This window comes from Silvimonas sp., assembly GCF_031291215.1.
GTDB lineage: Bacteria > Pseudomonadota > Gammaproteobacteria > Burkholderiales > Chitinibacteraceae > Silvimonas > Silvimonas soli.
The window spans coordinates 244,323-263,523 of the sequence record NZ_JARLJK010000144.1; the positions used below are offsets into that span (position 1 = coordinate 244,323).

Below are 19,201 nucleotides of genomic sequence, written 5' to 3' on the forward strand. Positions count from 1 at the left end.
AGCTCACTGATCGGTAAATACTTCTCGCCAGTTCAACACACCCTCCGCACCGGTGTTACATTTCACCGTGCCACTAATGCCAACGTTACCATTCGAAAGACCGTACTTTCTTGGATCGACGCACGTGTTTGGGACCGGTGGCGACGTTGGCGTGGGCGTCGGCGAAGTTGTAGGTCCTCCCGGTGAAGCAGTAGGCGTCGGTGTTGGCGTCGGTGAGGTTCCACCGCCCGTTGTTCCAGAGCTACTGGTAGAAACTACGGTGATATCAACCACCAGACCGGCCACGGGCTGGTAGGCAACCGGATTGTTCGACGAATCGATATATTGGGTAGTACCGTTAGCAATATCCACGTCATAGATTTTTGCTGTACCTGCGGGAGTGCATACGTCGCCGTTAGGCAAGTTCGCCGCAAAAGACACCGTATTGTAATAAGAAACGGGAGCCACATTTACCTGTTCTGCCGAATTTGTGGTCACTGCCAGGTCCATATACCAGCCCAGTGGCGATGTGGGCGCGGAGCCAATACCTGTCAATACGTTTGAATTGTTATTCAATTGTGACCTGGTAATCGGGAACGTATAACCACTTGGCAAGGTAGATGCCGTGTAAAACGCTGACGATTTTCCATCTGCAATGGCATAAAAGCTTTGCTTCTGTGTTGAATTAAGATCAGTAGGCGCCAACAACTTGCCGGTACCAACCAAGATATAACGCCGGTAGCTACCAGGGTAGATGGCAATGCCAGGTGCGGTCGTAATCGGCTGTGCAACGCCACTCGCATCGGTTAACTTGGCAATACGAGTTGGATGCGGGTAATTGCCCGTTGAGTCGGTCAAGTCAAACCGCCAAAGATTGCCGTTCAGGTCCCCGGCATACACTGACTCCGCCGTACCATCCGAATAACTCTTTATATATGCAGAAGCTTGCGTCAGCCCATCCGAAACAGCTGATGCATCGTTGTCATCAACCGCTGCAATCTTCTTGATCAGTGCTCCTGTACCTGGATCCACAATGTAGAGATAACCCTTGCCATCCGGCGTGTTGTAACCAGACGTCAGGATCACAACCCAGCCGTATTTAGCGGTTTTTACAATGGTAGGTGTGCCAAAGCTAAAACCCATGGAAGGATCAGTGAACTCCCACTTCGCAGCACTGGCCAGTGCTGTTTCTGAAGTAATCGCAGCCGGATTTGTTACGTCAAGAGCGTAATAACCCTTACCGCCCTTACCCAACCCACCAACCAGTAAGGAAATCCAGTTGGTGGTTGCGCCCGAGGCAGCTGCGCTGGTCTTGGCCAGGTCAACATCGACGATCAGTGGTGTGGAATCAACTCGGTAGTAGTGAGTGAATGACGGGTTACCAAAGGCAGCAAGCCCGTCAATCTGGGGTCTACCGCTTGGTCCTTGTAAAACTGGGCCTGGGATATAGGCAAACAACTCTTTACCCCCGGTAGCACCGGTTACCGAACCATTAACCGCATGCAGCATGCCATCGTTGGAACCGAAATAAACAACAGTCGGTCGGGACGCCCATGTCGATTTGAATGCAGCGTACCCGGCGTTATAGCCATCGCCATACGGATAAGCTGGCGCGCCAATCGCTTGCAGCTTCGAACCCACTATATCGCCAAGCACATTGGCGCGCGTTCGGTAGGCTTTGGTGCTGCCACTGGTTGAAGATGCCGCTTCGTTGCTTTGATCGCCGCGCAAATAGTTCAGGTAATTCGCTTGCGTGGTAGCGCTGGAAACATTATTGGGCGCAGATAGTGACGGCGCCGGATCGAGTGCAGCCAGATCAGTAGCCGAGAGGTTCGCTGTACGAAATGGGACCGCTTGGCCGCCACTCCGCGTTGCTATGATCCGCCCGGTATTCCAGCCGGTGCCAGATACCTGGCTTTGTAACTTCGTGGATAACAACCACTGCTGCGTGAAAGAACCATCTGAATTCAATGATGATGCTTTAAGTTCGCCAGTCCAGCTTGCCGGATCAAACGACGCAGCATAAACCGCGCTGCCAGTTACAAACGTTGTTGGGTCGGGCACGGCAAAACCGGTCGTTGTTTCTTTGGTTTTGCTGGAAATATCCTTGAACGCCGCCTGCAAACCCGCCACCATTCTATCCGCTTGGCCAGCTAGATAATAATTGTCCGGCTGTGCTTTCCCGTTAGGGTCAACGCCACCCAAAGTGTTCCACGTCGATTGGGCCAAAGCGGTGGTATTGGTGTATGGGTTATAACCGTTAGGCACCACAAAACCACCGTATTTTGCGGCCAGCCAATACTCATTCTGATAGGTATACGTCTGGTTTTCCTGAACATCCAGCCAGTAGGTCGAAACCGTCTGGATATTGGATTTCGTACCGTCCGGGTTCTTGAAATCGTTCGGCCGCATATCTTTGGTATGCGAATCGTATGCAAGACCAGCAATATAGTACGTGTCGTAACGGCCGCTGTTAATGTAGGTAGACGCCAGTGAACTGCCCAACCCTTCCAGACTGCCAACCTTGTTGGTCGCAGTCGCCACATTGACTGTTGTATCTGACGAAACGGTCGATGGCATTGCAGGCTCTTGTCCCGCGGCATAATTAGCTGAATACAACGAACTGCCTGGCAAATCAGAATCGCGGTGAGTATTAATATCACCAATGCCAATAATGAAGTTCTTCTGGCAGCTATATTGAATCGGGTCTTGCCAGTTTGTAATGACCGGGAACGAATCGGCCATTGTTGAATTAAAACTACTCGAATATTCAGGAACATACCCCTGGTTTTTAAAATACCGAATTGCCGTGTAATACAGCTCACTGGCCGGGTCATATGTTTTATAGGTGTGTGTTAACTGACCAAATTTATTCAGATAGTTAATTGCACCGCTATTAGGAATAGTCCCACCGCCACTTGGCACAGTTGCAGTCGCATCGGCGGGGTTCGGGTTGGTCACGAAAACACCAGTTGTGCCGTCCCATTCATTCTGACTATTGGTAACGTCAGGCTGCCCCGGTTGTGGTTTGGTCGGTCCAATAAACTTCATTTGAGTACGCAAAACGCCACCATCACGTTTTACGTTATTATCATTCAGATAACTAATCACCCCAAACCGTAATTTGGAAGCATATTGCTGCATCAAACCTTCGGGCTTGTAATTGGAGCCATACTGCACACAATTACTTTCCAGGCCCGCGCTTTGCACACAGACTTGGGCACGCATCACAATTGCGTAAACATTATTATTGGGGTTACCACTGGTATTATCGGCAATGCTCATGGAGCCATCATAAGCAATTACGTTGCTGCTGGAAGCGCCATCAATAGCCGTTTTTCCAGAAGGTGCGAACCAGACCAGATTACCCAAGCTTTGCGTGCGGGAATAAAATTTGTTCCAGCCAAATGGGGTCAAATTACTGACGCTGCTACTAATTGTACGATCCTGCATCCCGCTGGTCGTGGACCATGCTTTTTCCAGGATAGTATTTGTCGTCGTATCAACGTAGCGAAAACCGCCGGTCAATGCTTGTCGAAATGGGTCAAGCGCTTGCATTGAAATGTAATTCAGGAGCTTGCCGCTCCACAAATTGCTGCCGCTACACTGATAACTCGCGTTTGTTTTCGTACCACTTGGGTAAAAATAACTGCCATTGGTTTGGTTGTTTACCGTTACCGAGCTGTCATAGTGATAGGAATAACATTTGCCCGGATCAAAATATCCGATCAAGCCTTCGCTGGCGCCAAATGTGTTACTGGTATAGGCCGACGCGTTGGGGGTTGGGTATTCCACCGACAACGTCAACATCACGTTACCAGGCACCGCAATGGTGGAGAAAATGGGTTGGTCTGCCAGATTTGTCACTGCCCCGGCCAACGGCGAAAATGAGTACATCATCAAAGTGACTAATGCGCATGTCTTGCGCCAACTTGATGTCGTTGAATGCACACTGAACTCTTTATTATTGTTCATTGTCGCAATTCCTCTTATTTAAGAACTGTCGATTGCATGAAAAGTTGAGTATTTTTTGGCCCAACTGCTCGAACTGAAATTCGATAAATAACCTGACTGGGAAGCGGCGGTTGAGCCTCCGTTGTAGGTAGCCATTTCCCACCGGGTATCTGCGGCGTTTTCAACATGCAATTTGTAAGTGATGCTGTGCCCGCCGTATTGCACATCCGATCAATAACAAAAGAGACGCTAATGCCATTGCTGCTATCTGTTAACGTATTATTTGCAGTATAAGCCGAGGTCGAATTCAGCAATTCGTCTGGAATGCCATATTTAGATGAGGGCAACATAACCGCTGAGTAATTTTTTGTCGCATCCGTAGCCGTCCAGGCGCCACTAGTACCTAGTTGGTTAATAATGCCAATTGCCGCGGTTACGCCGCGTTCAGCTTGATTTGTTAGATCACGGCGAAAACCAATATTGCCAGAAGCTAAACTGGAATTTCTAGCCGATTGCAATAATGCAATCGTGGTAATGAGTAACAATACCAATGCAACCAATGTTACCAACAAAACAACGCCTTGCTGACGGAAAGGAGGCGCAGAATAAATCATGGTTTTCCCCCATTCAGCTGTATATGGTTTAACACGTTTCGAATCGGTATAGTCGACTCAATAGTGCGAAACCGGTAATTCTGTTCGGTGCCATTTAACGTTCTACTATAGGAAGGCGCTGGAGTTCCAGCAGGTGTCAGGTCGCTAAACATTTGAACCGTGGCCCCCGAAGAGACAGCTGTTTTTTCAGGCAAAGCAGACTGCGTGAGCAATCCGATGCGTATGGCCTTTATGCTACTCAATAGACTCGAAGTGTTTGCCGGAGGGTTCAACAGGTTCGCCGCCGAATATGTTCCAGATGGGTCAACCCAAGTAATGCCACCACTTCCATCATCAACGCCATAGACCGCGTGCATTTCAGCAATACCGTCCGCGACCAACTCAACATTTCCCGCGGTAAGAGTATTTGTTTTCAGCAAATCATAGCTATAAAGTGTGTTGTTATCACCCACGCCAAGCAAAGTCATTGTTGGTGCATTGCCTTTCGCAATATTCCCGAAATTAACCACCATTGCTCCATCCCACAATGATGAATCGGACATTGGGATATTCATTGAATAATTGCCGTTAGTGAAATCGAGACCTGTCGGACTTACGGTTTTCACCTGCTCAAGATAACAATTGGTTCTATCATTGCCACTAGTTTGACCGGTAACCAAAACAATGTCGTTCGTACCGTACCCTGTCGTTGAACCTACACTAACGGATGTATTTGTGGGTGCAATAGACAGCGTAGCAGGGAATTCTGCCATTCCACTGTTCCCCCCCATTATAATTAATACATCCGAACCCGCTGATGACGCGTTTTTGGCAATGATTACCGGCGATAACCTGAATGCTCCACCAATATTTGCTAGTAATGTGGCAAATGGGCTTGCCAGCGTCTGACCAAATATGGAAGTAGCCGGGGTACCATTAAACATGCCATTTAGTGTGCAGCCAAATGTGGCATCAGGTAACCCGGAAAACCCGGAACCAGCAGAACGCACCAGGCTGTCGATCTGAAACATGGCGTAGTTGCCCGTTTGCCCGATATCATTCACCGAGGTTATTGTTCGTTTGCGGCCCTCGCTGATTTTCAGCACGCTGAAAATTGCGAGTGATACCAACAAACCAATTACAAGAGTAACCATAAGCTCAACCATGCTGAAACCGCGCATGGTTTTGACTGAAGAAAACGTATCTTTTCGGTTAGGGTTCATGGTTGGCATCAATGCAGATAAACAGTCGTGGTGTATGTGCTGGTGGCGGTGGCTTTGGGTTCCTGCCAGGTAACACTAATTACAGCCTTTGCATTTGCGGCATCTGCGGTTACCGTTCCTAGACCGTTTGGCAACGGCCCCAAACCGGTATTGGTATTGGAAGTATTCGTTGCTGTTGACAGCGATAGCGCGGTTTGCCAGTTGCTTATGGTGGTAGGGCTTAGTGTCACGGAATTTGTTGTCCACATTTGCGCAACTATCTCATTTGCCCAAAGTGCAGCCCGACCACGGTCTTCTGATTCGGTTGAATTGCGAGATGCAGCGGTGACGGCTGCAACCAGGCCTAAAAGGCCGATTGAGAAAATCAGTATGGCGATGAGTACTTCAATCAGCAGAAAGCCTGCCTGACTGTTCACAGATTTCATGCTGTCTCCCCTTAGGGGGTCAATATCATTCAACTAGTAAAACAACCGTCTGGGTTGTTTGTGCTTAGTAACTTGGCAGGATCACACATTCTTACTGCACCACTGACTGAGACCAGAACATCCAGCGGTCTGTTTGAACTGGTACCGTTAAGTGCAACGCTGCTCAGCGTGTAGGTATAGAGATTGGTGGTTCCAACAGGAGCGTTACAGCCAGCGGCTGCGTTGGTTACGAGTCTTCCTGAGCCGTTAAAACAAATAGCGGGCGGGCCGCTGACAGAAGTTGCGGCCGAAGATCCCAGCGCGCCGCCTTGTATGTACAGTGAACCTGCTGAATCGTTGCTAAGCAAGGGTATGAATTGGGTATACCAGTTGGTGCCGGATGAAGAAGCAGCTGGTAGGTTCGCTGCCGAGGGATTCTGCGTAGCTAACGAAAAAACTACGATACGGTTTTGCTGGGTTGCGCTTATACGAGCCCCACGTAACGCGTTTTGCAGGATTTCTGCCGCGGTGCGGGTTTTTGAATTTTGAATCCAGGCGCCAAATTGGGGTAACGCAGCAGCAAACAGAATGCCGGCAATGGCCAGCGTTACCATCAGTTCAATAAGACTGAAGCCACGGCTTGGTCTACGCGTCAGCATGCCCCACCCTTGTTGGTAGACCAGCAATTCTGCACGGTGGCGTTACTCCAGGCAGGGCCAAACGTGGTTGTTTTGGTATCCGCTTGATTAACTGTGTAAGTGAAGCCAGTCGCCGGGCCAGTAGTTGCTGTGATTGATAGTGTGTATTGCGTCGCGTCGCGTGTTCCGGTGCAACTCACAGTAAATTCGCCGTATGTTCCGCTGCAGGGTGCTACGAAATTTCCGGTATCCGCATAAGTACGATTGTCCTGATAGTACTGTTCCATCTGCGCCTGAGTGGCACCAATTCCGTTAACTGCATTTGCCAGGTGGGACCGGATCACATAATCGCGATACATCGGCATGGCAATGGCCGCAAGGATGCCGACGATTGCAACTACGATCATCAGTTCTACCAACGTGAAACCAGAGTGCTTTTTAGTTTGTCCGTTTTGCCAGACCATAAGCGTTACACCTTATGATTAAATGCTTATTTACCAACACGTTATCTAGCAAGAGAGCACATGTTTTCGTGTAAATTACTTAATGTTTAAGTATTAGTAAGACTTGTGTGGCTGGAACTTAGACAACACACGCCATTTTCATGGCGTGTGCAAGACCATCATTTTTCTCAATATGCGCAGATATTAGTGTAAAGCTGTCAGCATATGGTAACTAGTACTGACGAATGTCCCAAAAAAAGCCGCAAGCGGCGTGTTTACTGTCTGAATTTTGCAGCAGTGCGCACGATGACAAGGGTTGCTGGCCAAGGAGGATGGCCAGCCAAGGAAGAGGATGTGGTCAGGTTAAAGCGTTGGATCGCTATTAATTATCAATATAGTTTTTAATGGACTTCAGATCGAACTGTATTGGTTCGATCTTTTCATTTTAAATAAATAGATTTAATCAAATCAATTTTTCAGCCGATTATGTTACCGGTTATCACAATACTTCTGGGCAAAAAAAGAGCCCTCTTCATCAGGGCTCACTTTTTTATCTACTCAAATTAACGCGCTAGTTCATAGAAGTTTTTCAATTGTTACTTCCAGTTGTTCCTTATTAATTGCGCCCAAATACTGCTTTACAATTTTTCCGTTTTTATCAATCAAAAAACTGGTCGGTGTAAGGCTTACATCGCCAAATGCTCTGGCTATATTTCCACTCAGATCATGAGTAATGATAAATGGCATCTTTTGCTGGCTGACAAAATTTTGAACATACAGCTGCGGGTCGTACTGCATGGCTACAGACAGGGTTTCGTAACCTTTTGGGCCGAATTTGTTTTGTAGAGAACCCAAGTTGGACATTTCTTCAACGCATCCCGGACAGGTGGTTGCCCAGAAATTGACCAATACCACTTTTCCTTTCATGGATGCCAAGTTACAGGTTTTGCCTTGCAAGGTGGTGTAATCCACGTCAGGTGCAGGTTTTCTGGTGTCTTGGGTTAGCAGAATCGCTGCTGTGATCAAGGCTACAACTACAGGAACAAGCCAGTACAGACGTTTCATCGTGATTCTTTAACGTTAGGGCTGAAGGAAAAACCATTCGGTGAACAGGTTTTCACTTAAACAACAATATTGGATAAGAAGATACAAGAATAGATAATAAGGAACGACCTTTTCTGTGGATAACCTTATTTTCTGTTTCTGATCAGCATGTTATTACGGTTCAAGGGTTGTATTCAAGTCGCGTATGACCTGTGGATAGTTTGGGGGTGCTTTCGGGCGGTTGCCGGGTGGGGCGAGTTATCCCCTGGTCCACTTTTTTTTTCCACAGGCCATGTGATTGATTTCATTAGTGCTTTGTGAACAAAGGTATAATCCAACGCTTTTTTGCTTCACAGAAGGGGACGTCCGATGGCGATCCAGTGGTATCCCGGGCACATGAACGCTGCCCGCAAGGCGGTGGAAGAAACCATCGGCAAGGTAGATATGGTGATCGAGATCGTCGATGCCCGTCTGCCGCTGTCCAGCAGCAACCCCATGCTCGAAGTCTTGCGCAAGAGTCGGCAGCGGCCAGCGCTGAAAATTCTGAACAAAGCGGATCTGGCTGATCCGGTGCAGAACAAAGTCTGGCTGGAATGGTTCAAGGCGCAACCGAACACTGCGTCGTTGCTGCTGGGTGACGACAAGAAGCCTGGCGACGTGAAGAAGATCGCGCAGTTGTGTCGCGAACTGGCACCCCATCGCACCGGGATGGAAAAACCATTGCGGGCGCTGATCGTGGGGATCCCCAACGTTGGCAAATCGACGCTGATTAACACGCTGATGAATCGCAAGGTCGCCAAGGTGGCGGATACGCCCGGTGTGACCAAGCGGCAGCAGCGGGTAGAAACGCTGGATGGCGTGATCCTTTACGACACCCCTGGTTTGCTGTGGCCACGGATCGAGCGGGAAGAATCCGGTCTTCGACTGGCATTGGCCGGGTCGGTAGGTCGTAATGCGTTCCACGAGACCGAAGTGGCGTGGTTTGGTGTGCAGACCTGGATCGAGCGCTATCCGGAATTGTTGAAGGCCCGCTTCAAGTTGGCTGATCTTGACGGCGGTTTCGAGCAGATTTTCGAGAAAATTGGCCGCAAGCGTGGAGCGATCCTGCCTGGTGGCGTGCTGGATGAACAGAAAACCGCTGAGTTGATTTTGACGGAGTTTCGCTCGGGCAACTTGGGTCGGATCACGCTGGAAACACCGGAGGATTTCATTGCTCCACCACAGCCAATCCGCCAAACCGACTACACCCATGCGGGCAGTAAGGGTGAAGACGAGGAAGAACAGGAGTGATTCGGGTTTGGTGTTTCGCGCTGCTGCTAGCCGTGCCGGTTTTCGGTTTTGCCAGTGTGGAAGCAAAGGACGACAACGGTCAGATCATTCGTTTACCCCAACCAGCACAACGGGTGGTTACCCTGGCGCCACATGCCACGGAGCTGGTTGCGGCGTTGCGGCCCGCTGCGCTGGTGGCGGTGGATACGGCCAGTGACTACCCGGCCAGCGTCAAAAAGTTGCCGAAAGTGGCCGATTTTCAGAGTCTTAATATCGAGGCCGTCCTGGCGGTTCATCCGGATCTGGTCGTAGTTTGGGAAAGCCAGGCGGTAAGCCAGTCAGTTGCGCAGTTGATTCGCCAGCACATCCCGGTATTTGTCAGCCGGCCACAAACGCCACTGGATGTCGCGTCCAGTCTGCGCCGCCTTGGGCGGTTGCTGGGCCAGGATGCGGTGGCAGACCAATTGGCGCGACAGCAGGAGAGCCGTTATCAGGCTTTGCGTCAGCGTTATCGGTCGGCAAATCCGGTCAAGGTTTTTTTGCAGGTAAGCGAACACCCGCTACTAACGTTGTCCAGGCAGAGTTTTCTCGGTCAGGCACTGGCCGATTGCGGTGCGATTACGCCGTATGCGGATGCCAAAACTGAGGCGCCGCAAGTCAGCATCGAAGTGGTGCTAGCGTTCGCTCCGGACTTGATCCTGAGCACTGGCCCGACCGAGACACTGAAAATGTGGCGAGCCTGGCCGCAAATTCCGGCGGTAAAAAATGGTCATTTGCTTGGATTGGAGGGTGATCAGTTCGTGCGGCCGGGGCCACGTCTGATTGAAGGCATGCAGACTTTGTGTGCGGCCGTCGATGCCCTCAGGCGCTGAAATATGCGAATTTACGGCTTTTGAAGTCGTAAACAGCGTGGTTTGCCGCACAACAATACGTTACAGCCCAGCAAGCTTGCCTTAGATGTCATAGAATCCCACAGAATTAAAACCGCGATGGGTCGACATGGACGCCGAACTCGCCACTCTTGAAGAAAAAATCCACATGTTGGCGCGCATTGTCACGGCCTTGCGCAGTGATAACCACCAACTGCGCCAGGAAATTCTGGCTGCGGCGCAACTGAATCAGCAACTGGTCAGCAAGCTCGATGAAACAAAATTGCGGGTCAGCGCGTTGATTGAGCGTTTGCCGGAGGATGAAGCATGAGCCAGATCAAGCAGCTTGATGTGTCAATCATGGGCCGCGAGTTTCGCGTAGCCTGCCCGGATGACGAAGAAGAAACATTGCTTCAGGCCGTTGAGGTGCTTAACGGCAAAATGCACGAGATCCGTGAGAGCGGCAAAGTGATTGGCATCGAAAAGATTGCGATCATGGCCGCACTCAACATTGCGCATGAATATCTCCACGTGAAAGCAGGTGGTTTTGACATTGGTGCGTATCGGCGTAGAATCTCGGACATGAACGCTACGGTGGATGCGGTGCTCAAGGGACAGACAGAACTGTTCTAGGCATAGTGAGCGCAAACCCTTCTACCTGCGACGATTGCTTTCCTGCGGTGTTCGATTACGGTTCTAATTTCCTTGAACCTAGCTTATCCTTCGGTCGCCAGCCACGAAGCGCCTGTTGTGAGCATTCCTCGTTGAATGCACCTGATGGCGCACGGCCAGCGGCCCCTTGAACCTCCGGGTTCAGGATATGAACCGACCGGCACTCGCGGGAAGCCCCCCTCTTCAAGTATCCGCACCGATCCCTGTGATCCATGTCTGCAAATCCGGATAAAGCCGCCCTCCGGCGCACCCTGCGCCAGCGCCGCGCGGCTCTGGATATCGCCTCCCGATGCCAAGCCAGTCTTGCAATCATGCAACGAGCTCTGCAAAACGGTTATTTGCGCCGCGGTTCGCGCATCGCCGTTTATGCGCCAATGGGCAGCGAGCTATCTACCTGGCCGCTGATTTTGCGGGCGATCCAGGCCGGATGTCGGGTATTTTTGCCGCAAATTCCCCGCCGTGGCCGGCAAATGCGGTTCGTCCGCTTTGACGAAACCGTCAGTTGGCGTCGCGATCAGTTCAATATTCCGGTGCCAATACACCCGCAAACCTGTGTAGCACGTGATTTATCCCTGGTATTCGTGCCGTTGGTCGGGTTTGACCAGCGACTGGCGCGGCTGGGCCAAGGTGGCGGCTACTACGATACAACCTTCCATTTCCGCCGCTCACGCAAAATCTGGAAAAAGCCCCGGCTGATTGGTTTGGCTTACGAATGCCAGCGGGTAAAGGCTTTGCCCGTGGAACCGTGGGATTTACATCTAGATGAAATCATTACTGAAAACAACACCTATCGGCCTCCTGCGTAGGCGGTTGGGGTGGTTTTTCCAAGTCATATTCCGGTCAGCCTGGATTTCCATGACAGAAAGCCAACATGACAATGGGAAAAATTTCACTGATCTCTCGCGTATGAAGCTCTAAACTACGAAGCAGTGTCGATACCCGAACGCGGGCTGAATGCCGGTTTTGCCAAAGCAAGCCGGCTTTACTGCATCCGGAAGATCGGAAAAAGCTTAGAAAAACCTTGAGGTTGCCATGACGTTATCGAATCAAACCGTGGAATTGATTGCCCCCCTTTCTGGTCTTTTTGTGCCGCTTGAGGCCGTACCGGACCCAGTATTCGCGCAAAAGATGGTGGGGGATGGCGTCTCAATCGATCCAACCTCAAATGTTTTGCTGGCTCCGGCGGCAGGCAAAATCACGCAGCTGGCATCAAGCTTCCATGCGCTGACCCTGACCACCCATGAAGGCCTGCAAGTTTTGCTGCATATCGGCCTGGATACGGTCATGCTCAAGGGCGAAGGCTTCAAGCCGCTGGTCAAAGAAGGCGACGAAGTCAGCGTTGGGCAGCCGCTGATTGAATTTGATGATCAACTGATTAGCAGCCGCGGCAAGAGCACGATGACCGAAATCGTGATTGCCAACGGCGACATCGTCACCAATATGCAACCGGCGCGCGGCTTTGCTCACGCCGGTAAAACAGTGGCTTTGACGGTCACCTTTGCCGGCACTGCTCCGGCAACCGCCACTACTGCGCCTGCTAGTGCGAACGAAACCGATTTGATCCGCGTACCAAACCCGACCGGTTTGCATGCCCGTCCGGCTGCTGTGCTGGCCAATGCCGCCAAGACTTTCAAATCCGATATCAAACTGGTGCGCGGTACGGAAGAAGCAAACGCCAAATCCGTGGTCAGCATCATGGGTCTGGAAGTCCAGAACAATGATGAAATCCGCATCAAGGCCACTGGCGTTGATGCTGCTGAAGCGCTCAAAGCACTGAGCGAGTTGATTCGTTCGGGTTCGGGCGAAGACTGTGGCTCCGCCGGCGCGCCAACTGCTGCACCCAAGCCAGTTGCCGTACCGCGCCCTGCTCCCAAAGCGCATTCCGATGATCCGAACGTGTTATTGGGCGTGTCGGCTTCGCCAGGTCTGGCTGTCGGTCAGATCTTCCAGGTCCGCCAGGAAGTCATTGAGGTCCGCGAGGCTGGTGACAATCCGCAACTGGAACGTCGTCGTCTGGAAGATGCGCTGAAAGAAGCGCGCCAGCAGCTGGAAGGGCTCAAGGCCGAGATCAGCGATGCGTCCAAAGCAGAAATTTTCTCTGCTCACCAGGAATTGCTGGCCGACCCGGACTTGCTGGATCTGGCTCTTTCCGCAATCTCCAATGGCAAGAGCGCACCATTTGCCTGGAAACAAGCATTTACCGTCTATGCCGACAAACTGGCCAAGCTGAAAAACGAATTGCTGGCTGGGCGTGCCAACGACATCCGCGATATCGGTCGCCGGGTGTTGCGTCTGTTGACGGGTGTGAAAGAAGCGGCGTTGGAAGTGCCAGAAAACGCCATTCTTATCGCCGAAGAACTTACACCTTCAGATACGGCCAGTCTGGATCGTAACAAGGTGCTGGGCTTTGCTACAACGGGCGGTGGTGCCACCAGCCACGTGGCAATTCTGGCGCGGTCACTGAATATTCCGGCGATTTGCGGTATCGAAGAAGCCGTATTGCAACTGGCTAACGGTACCAGCGTTATTCTGGATGGCAGCAAAGGTGCGCTGCGTAAAAATCCGTCTGAAAGCGAAGTGCTCGAGATTCGCAATCGTCAAGCTACGCTGGCGAAAAAACGTGACGAAGAACTGGCGTCCGCCAACCTGCCAGCGGTGACTACTGATGGCGTGCATATTGAAGTCGTCGCCAACATCGGTGGTCTGGAAGAAGCGCAACACTCGATTGAACTCGGCGGAGAAGGCGTTGGCCTGTTGCGTTCCGAGTTCCTGTACCTGGAGCGTACCGACGCGCCGAACGAAGAAGAACAAACGCAGATTTACAGCGATATCGCCAAAGCCCTTGGTACCGAGCGCACTTTGGTGATCCGTACGCTGGACGTGGGGGGCGACAAGCCCTTGCCATATCTGCCCATGCCGGTTGAAGAGAACCCGTTCCTCGGCGTTCGCGGTATCCGTTTGTGCCTGGCCGCGCCAGAAATGTTCCGTACCCAATTGCGCGCCATTTTGCGTGCCGCGCCGTTCTCCAAATTGCACATCATGTTCCCGATGATTGCCTCGCTGGAAGAAGTGCGTGAGGCCCGCAAGATCGTGAACGAAGAAAAAGCCGCGCTGGCAGTCACCGCCGATGTCAAAGTCGGGATCATGGTGGAAGTACCTTCCACCGCCGTGATGTCCGAAATCTTTGCCCGCGAAGTCGATTTCTTCTCCATAGGTACCAATGACCTGACCCAATACACGTTGGCGATGGACCGTGGTCATCCGAAGCTGGCCAAACAGGCCGATGCTTTGCATCCAGGCGTGCTGCGGCTGATCGCCATGACCGTCAAAGGCGCCCACGCCCATGGCAAGTGGGTAGGCGTATGCGGTGGTATTGCTTCCGACCCGCTGGCCGTGCCGGTATTGCTGGGCATCGGTGTGGATGAATTGTCGGTGAGCGTACCGTCGATCCCTTCCATCAAGGCCATGGTGCGTAAATTGAACAAGGCTGACTGTCAGAAACTGGCGGCTGAAGTTCTGCAAATGGGCACCGTTGCTGAAGTCCGCGCTCGGTTGTCTGGCCTGGTCGATTAATTCGGTTTTGCAGTAAGTTGCACCTAACAACAGGGAACAGGCTTGAAACAGCCGGTTTTCTGTTGTGAATAGTGCACAAACGGCACTTAAATCCCGATATGTACAGAGGACGCCGTATTTGGTTCAGCCTGCCGCCAAGAGCAGAATGCCCGCTGGAATATAAAAGCACGTTTATAAACAGTGGCGAGAGCCGATCATGGCCATTTGGTCATGACCGCAGCAATCGCCCATAGGGCAAGGAAAGCCATCATGTTCAAACAGGCATTCGCCGTTCTGCAAAAGATCGGCAAGGCACTGATGCTGCCAGTTGCGGTTCTTCCCGTCGCTGGTTTGCTGCTTGGTATTGGTAGTTCCAACTTTACGTTTATCCCCACGATTATTAACCACATCATGGCGCAAAGTGGCGGCGCGATTTTCGGCAACTTGCCGATCATCTTTGCCGTAGGTGTGGCTTTGGGGCTGGCTGAAAACGACGGCGTAGCAGCAATCGCTGCCGTGGTTGGCTTTGTGGTGATGATCGCCACAATGGGCGTTATGACTGAAGTGACCGGTGTTGCTCCGGCCACCGTCCTTGGCATGAAGTCCATGGAAACCGGTGTGTTCGGCGGCATTATCATCGGCGCGGTCGCTGCGTCCTTGTTCAACCGCTATTACCGCATCCAGCTGCCTCAATATCTGGGCTTCTTCGCCGGTAAACGCTTTGTGCCGATTGTGACCGGTATCGCTGCCATTTTTGTTGGCGCGATCCTGGCAGTGATCTGGCCACCGATCCAGCACGGCATTGACGTGTTCTCGCACTGGGCTGCTGCCAGCGATCCGCGTACCGCCGCAACCGTTTATGGTTTCGTGGAACGTCTGCTGATTCCATTCGGTCTGCATCACATCTGGAACGTGCCGTTCTTCTTTGAAATCGGCAGCTTTACCGATGCTGCAGGCAAAGTGGTTCACGGTGACATCAACCGCTTCTTCGCGGGCGACACCACCGCCGGTATCTTGTCGGGCGCATTCCTGTTCAAGATGTTCGGTCTGCCAGCTGCTGCTTTTGCGATCTGGCACACTGCCAAGCCGGAAAAGCGCGCCATGGTTGGCGGTATCATGATCTCCGCTGCCCTGACCTCGTTCCTGACCGGTATTACCGAACCAATCGAGTTCTCGTTCCTGTTTGTGGCTCCGGTGCTGTACGGTATCCACGCGGTGCTGGCTGCTTCGACCCAGTTCGTGGCTAACACGCTGGGCATGCACATGGGCTTCACCTTCTCGCAAGGTGGCATCGACTTCTTGCTGTTCAACGCCTTTGCCAATAACCCGGCAGCGCAACACTGGGCGTACGTGCTGATTCTTGGCCCGATCTACGCAGCGATTTACTACTTTGTATTCCGTTTTGCGATCACCAAGCTCAACCTCAAGACCCCGGGTCGTGAAGATGACGAACCTGTTGCTGTTGTGGCAGCTGGTTCCGCAGCAGCTGCTGCGGCCGCAACGGTAACTGCAACCACCGCGACTACTGATTCGGTGAGCGCAGCACTGGCGCAATCTGATCCGCGCTTTGCTTTTGCTGGCCAGTTGGTGACTGCGTTTGGCGGCACTGAAAACATCAAGGGTCTGGATGCATGTATCACCCGTCTGCGTATTGCAGTGGCTGACCCAACCAAGGTTGACCAGGCCAAGCTCAAATCCATGGGCGCGGCAGGCATCATGATGGTGGGTAATGGTGTGCAGGCTGTGTTTGGCACCAAGTCCGACAACTACAAGACAGATATGGATGAATACCTGAAGAAAGGTGGCCGTTAATCCATAGGGAATCAGGTAAAGTGCGTTGAACGCACCAATCTGACCAAGCCAGAACGGGCGTGTATATCACGCCTGTTTTTATTTTCAGGAGAGCCGGAATATGGAAGAAAAACGCTTGCGCCGTAGCAGCAACAATCGCTGGATCGCCGGAGTAATCGGCGGTATGGGCGATTACATGGACATCAGCGCCGACAAACTGCGCATTGTGTTTATTCTGCTGTCGATCTGCGTAGCGGGCTTCCCCGGGCTGATCCTGTATCTGATCTTATGGTTTCTCATGCCCACGGATGACTGATCTACTTCTTTTTGCCGCATCCCATCTTGCATAGTGCCGGTGTGGGCTCCAACTAGAGCGGATGCAACCTGACCCGAGCAGGTTGCTCCTTCCCGGAGCCCCATATGTCGCAACCCCGCTTGCATCTCATCAGTTTTGATCTCTGCCCCTTTGTGCAACGTGCCGTGATTACGCTGCTGGAAAAGGGAATCCCGTTCGAGCGCACCTATATCGATCTGGCCAACAAACCAGAATGGTTTTTGCAGCTTTCGCCCACCGGTAAAGTCCCGGTTTTGCAAGTTGACGACGCCACGCTGTTTGAATCGTCAGTGATCGCTGAATACCTGGACGAGGTTTACGGCCCGCAACTGCATCCGCTGGATCCGCTCACCAAAGCCCAGCATCGGGCGTGGATGGAGTTTTCTTCAGCGACATTGGGTTCGTTGTGGAGTTTTTATACTGCGGCCAATACTGAGGGTCTGGAAAACGCCCGCAAAGATGTCCTCGGCAAAATTGCCCGGCTTGAAGCCGCGGTGAGTAACGGTCCGTTCTTTGCCGGTGAATCAATCTCGCTGGTTGACGCTGCTTTTGGTCCGGTTTTCCGGTATTTCCCGGTATTGGAAAGTCTGGGCGAGTCCGGCTGGTTTGATGCCGCACCCAAAGTCCATGCCTGGAGTACAGCTTTGTTGGCGCATCCTTCGGTAGTTGACGCCGTGCAACCGGGTTATAGCGACAAGCTCAAGCTGTTTATCAAAAGTAAAGGTGGCGTGCTGGCCGCCAGAGTCTGAGCCGACATTGTGATGTCGCGTGCGTCCAGGGGAGGGTTGCGGTAAGGTATCGCACCCCTAACCATCGCCCCCGCAACTGCGCATGACTGCTCCCGACTGGAAACAACTGCTGTTCACTCGCCGCATGGCGATTTGCCTGTTTTCCGGTTTCAGTTCGGGCTTGCCGCTCTATATCCTCATCAATCTGGTCCCGGCGTGGCTCAAAAGCGAGCATGTCGATCTCAAGGCGATTGGTTTCTTTGCGCTGATTCAGATCCCCTACACCTGGAAATTCATCTGGTCGCCGTTAATGGACCGCTTTTCCCTGCCGCATCTGGGGCGGCGGCGTGGCTGGATGTTGGCCACCCAGGTCGTGCTGCTGCTGGTGATTGCCGGTGTGGGCGTGTTTAACCCGCTTACGGACATCTGGTCGATTGCGGCATTGGCGTGCATCGTGGCGTTTTTCAGTGCCAGCCAGGATATCGTGCTCGATGCCTACCGCCGGGAAATCCTCAGTGAAGTTGAACTGGGCCTGGGTAACTCGGTGTTCGTTAACGCCTACCGCATTGCCGGGCTGATCCCGGGCGCGTTGTCCCTAATTCTGGCGGACCATTTGAGCTGGTCACAGGTATTCATGGTGACGGCTTTGTTCATGTTGCCCGGCATCATTCTCACGCTTTGCGTCGAAGAACCCGCTCTGGCGCGGGCGCCCGCCACTTTGCGTGAAGCCGTGGTTGAGCCATTTCATGAGTTCATGACACGACATGGCTGGCAAAGCGCGCTGCTGATCCTCGCATTTATCTTTTTCTACAAACTCGGCGACAGCATGGCCACCGCGCTGGCGACGCCGTTTTATCTTGATCTGGGTTTTACCAAAAGCCAGATCGGGTTGATTGCCAAAAATGCCGGACTCTGGCCCAGTGTCATCGGCGCGTTGTTGGGCGGCATCTGGATGATCAAACTGGGCATCAATCGCGCGTTGTGGTTATTTGGCGTGGTACAGCTGACGTCGATTCTGGGGTTTGCCTGGCTGGCCGGCATGGGCGCTAACCAATACGCGCTGGCGTTGGTCATCAGTTTTGAGGCGCTGGGTGTCGGACTCGGTACGGCGGCGTTCACTGCCTTTATCGCCCGCACTACCAATCCGCGTTATACGGCCACGCAATACGCGCTGTTTACCAGTCTGGCCGCGGTGCCGCGCACGTTCTTCAACGCCGCTACTGGCGTGCTGGTGGAGCATTTTGGCTGGCAGCAGTTTTTCCTGGTCTGCGCGCTGCTGGCGATTCCAGGCATGCTGCTGCTATTCAAGGTCGCACCGTGGACGACGGCCGTGCCGGAAAATACCGAGCCCGCGCAGACTGCCTAGCGAAAAAAAAGCCAACCGGTCAGGGTTGGCTTTTTTATTGGCGATGTGGCGAATTGCGGGTGAATCAGCCTTTGCGCAACTGCACAATGGCGTAGGCAAAGCAGATCACGCCAATCAATCCTTCGCCCACTGCCCAGGCTTGCCAGGCATTGCCATTGCCAAACCAGGCGTTGGCAAAGCGCAGAAAGAATTCGCACAGCCCGTTGGCGATGTCGGTACAGCTATGCCGACTGGTCCAGTCCCATGCCGCGACACCGAGAAAACCCGCGCCGACCACTGCTGCAGGGATGGCCTTGGCGCGAGGGGAAATATCATCACTCATACTGGCAACCTGTTGTTTTG

At 52.4% G+C, this 19,201-nt stretch carries 18 protein-coding genes and 1 other RNA gene; 11 read left to right on the forward strand and 8 right to left on the reverse strand.

The genetic code is table 11. The features are described 5' to 3' along the window. Window positions 1-3 precede the first annotated feature (3 nt). From P4L78_RS20440 to P4L78_RS20470, 7 genes are all read right to left on the reverse strand, one after another. The gene (locus P4L78_RS20440; RefSeq protein ID WP_309330346.1) at window positions 4-3,954 is read right to left on the reverse strand and encodes a PilC/PilY family type IV pilus protein; all 3,951 of its coding nucleotides are present in this window, start codon (window positions 3,952-3,954) and stop codon (window positions 4-6) included. A 14-nt stretch (window positions 3,955-3,968) separates the two neighbouring features. Then, window positions 3,969-4,547: a hypothetical protein gene (locus P4L78_RS20445; RefSeq protein WP_309330348.1), complete on the reverse strand. Its 579-nt coding sequence runs from the start codon at window positions 4,545-4,547 to the stop codon at window positions 3,969-3,971. After that, complete coding sequence (locus P4L78_RS20450; RefSeq protein WP_309330350.1) at window positions 4,544-5,749, reverse strand: PilW family protein; 1,206 nt, start codon at window positions 5,747-5,749, stop codon at window positions 4,544-4,546. Before P4L78_RS20450 ends, P4L78_RS20445 begins: the two co-directional genes overlap by 4 nt. A gap of 8 nt (window positions 5,750-5,757) precedes the next feature. Further along, window positions 5,758-6,174 (reverse strand): prepilin-type N-terminal cleavage/methylation domain-containing protein, encoded by a 417-nt coding sequence (locus tag P4L78_RS20455; protein ID WP_309330352.1) that lies wholly within the window; start codon window positions 6,172-6,174, stop codon window positions 5,758-5,760. Between the two features lie 29 nt (window positions 6,175-6,203). After that, window positions 6,204-6,812 (reverse strand): prepilin-type N-terminal cleavage/methylation domain-containing protein, encoded by a 609-nt coding sequence (locus P4L78_RS20460; RefSeq protein ID WP_309330353.1) that lies wholly within the window; start codon window positions 6,810-6,812, stop codon window positions 6,204-6,206. After that, window positions 6,806-7,255 carry a type IV pilin protein gene (locus tag P4L78_RS20465; protein ID WP_309330355.1) on the reverse strand — a complete coding sequence of 150 codons (450 nt, stop codon included), beginning with the start codon at window positions 7,253-7,255 and terminating at the stop codon, window positions 6,806-6,808. Before P4L78_RS20465 ends, P4L78_RS20460 begins: the two co-directional genes overlap by 7 nt. 555 nt (window positions 7,256-7,810) lie before the next feature. Next, window positions 7,811-8,299, reverse strand: coding sequence for a TlpA disulfide reductase family protein (locus P4L78_RS20470; RefSeq protein WP_309330358.1), 489 nt, complete (start codon window positions 8,297-8,299; stop codon window positions 7,811-7,813). 348 nt (window positions 8,300-8,647) lie between these two features. Between P4L78_RS20470 and ylqF the strand changes: the two genes are divergently transcribed. The 11 genes from ylqF to P4L78_RS20525 all read left to right on the forward strand — a co-directional run bounded on the left by ylqF (window position 8,648) and on the right by P4L78_RS20525 (window position 18,859). After that, complete coding sequence (gene ylqF / locus P4L78_RS20475; RefSeq protein ID WP_283151371.1) at window positions 8,648-9,568, forward strand: ribosome biogenesis GTPase YlqF; 921 nt, start codon at window positions 8,648-8,650, stop codon at window positions 9,566-9,568. Further along, on the forward strand, window positions 9,565-10,419 hold the full coding sequence (locus P4L78_RS20480) for a cobalamin-binding protein (RefSeq protein WP_309330360.1): 855 nt from the start codon (window positions 9,565-9,567) through the stop codon (window positions 10,417-10,419). Before ylqF ends, P4L78_RS20480 begins: the two co-directional genes overlap by 4 nt. A gap of 127 nt (window positions 10,420-10,546) precedes the next feature. Then, window positions 10,547-10,747, forward strand: coding sequence for a hypothetical protein (locus P4L78_RS20485; protein WP_283151373.1), 201 nt, complete (start codon window positions 10,547-10,549; stop codon window positions 10,745-10,747). Next, complete coding sequence (locus tag P4L78_RS20490; RefSeq protein ID WP_283151374.1) at window positions 10,744-11,049, forward strand: cell division protein ZapA; 306 nt, start codon at window positions 10,744-10,746, stop codon at window positions 11,047-11,049. The genes P4L78_RS20485 and P4L78_RS20490 overlap by 4 nt, the downstream gene beginning before the upstream one ends. A 36-nt stretch (window positions 11,050-11,085) precedes the next feature. After that, window positions 11,086-11,265, forward strand: a non-coding RNA gene (gene ssrS / locus P4L78_RS20495) — 6S RNA. Window positions 11,266-11,300: 35 nt separating this feature from the next. Next, window positions 11,301-11,894 carry a 5-formyltetrahydrofolate cyclo-ligase gene (locus P4L78_RS20500; RefSeq protein WP_309330362.1) on the forward strand — a complete coding sequence of 198 codons (594 nt, stop codon included), beginning with the start codon at window positions 11,301-11,303 and terminating at the stop codon, window positions 11,892-11,894. A gap of 226 nt (window positions 11,895-12,120) precedes the next feature. Further along, window positions 12,121-14,661: a phosphoenolpyruvate--protein phosphotransferase gene (ptsP, locus tag P4L78_RS20505; protein WP_283151376.1), complete on the forward strand. Its 2,541-nt coding sequence runs from the start codon at window positions 12,121-12,123 to the stop codon at window positions 14,659-14,661. Between the two features lie 249 nt (window positions 14,662-14,910). Further along, on the forward strand, window positions 14,911-16,452 hold the full coding sequence (locus P4L78_RS20510; protein WP_309330364.1) for a PTS transporter subunit EIIC: 1,542 nt from the start codon (window positions 14,911-14,913) through the stop codon (window positions 16,450-16,452). 100 nt (window positions 16,453-16,552) lie between these two features. After that, entirely contained in the window at window positions 16,553-16,747 is a 195-nt protein-coding gene (locus tag P4L78_RS20515; RefSeq protein WP_283151378.1) for a PspC domain-containing protein, read from the forward strand. A 104-nt stretch (window positions 16,748-16,851) separates the two neighbouring features. After that, window positions 16,852-17,514, forward strand: a complete 663-nt coding sequence (locus P4L78_RS20520) for a glutathione S-transferase family protein (RefSeq protein ID WP_309330366.1) — start codon at window positions 16,852-16,854, stop codon at window positions 17,512-17,514. A gap of 82 nt (window positions 17,515-17,596) precedes the next feature. Continuing rightward, window positions 17,597-18,859 (forward strand): AmpG family muropeptide MFS transporter, encoded by a 1,263-nt coding sequence (locus P4L78_RS20525; RefSeq protein WP_309330368.1) that lies wholly within the window; start codon window positions 17,597-17,599, stop codon window positions 18,857-18,859. 64 nt (window positions 18,860-18,923) lie between these two features. On the opposite strand, the gene P4L78_RS20530 is transcribed toward P4L78_RS20525, so the two are convergent. Beyond that, window positions 18,924-19,181 (reverse strand): hypothetical protein, encoded by a 258-nt coding sequence (locus tag P4L78_RS20530; protein WP_283151381.1) that lies wholly within the window; start codon window positions 19,179-19,181, stop codon window positions 18,924-18,926. Window positions 19,182-19,201: the final 20 nt, after the last annotated feature.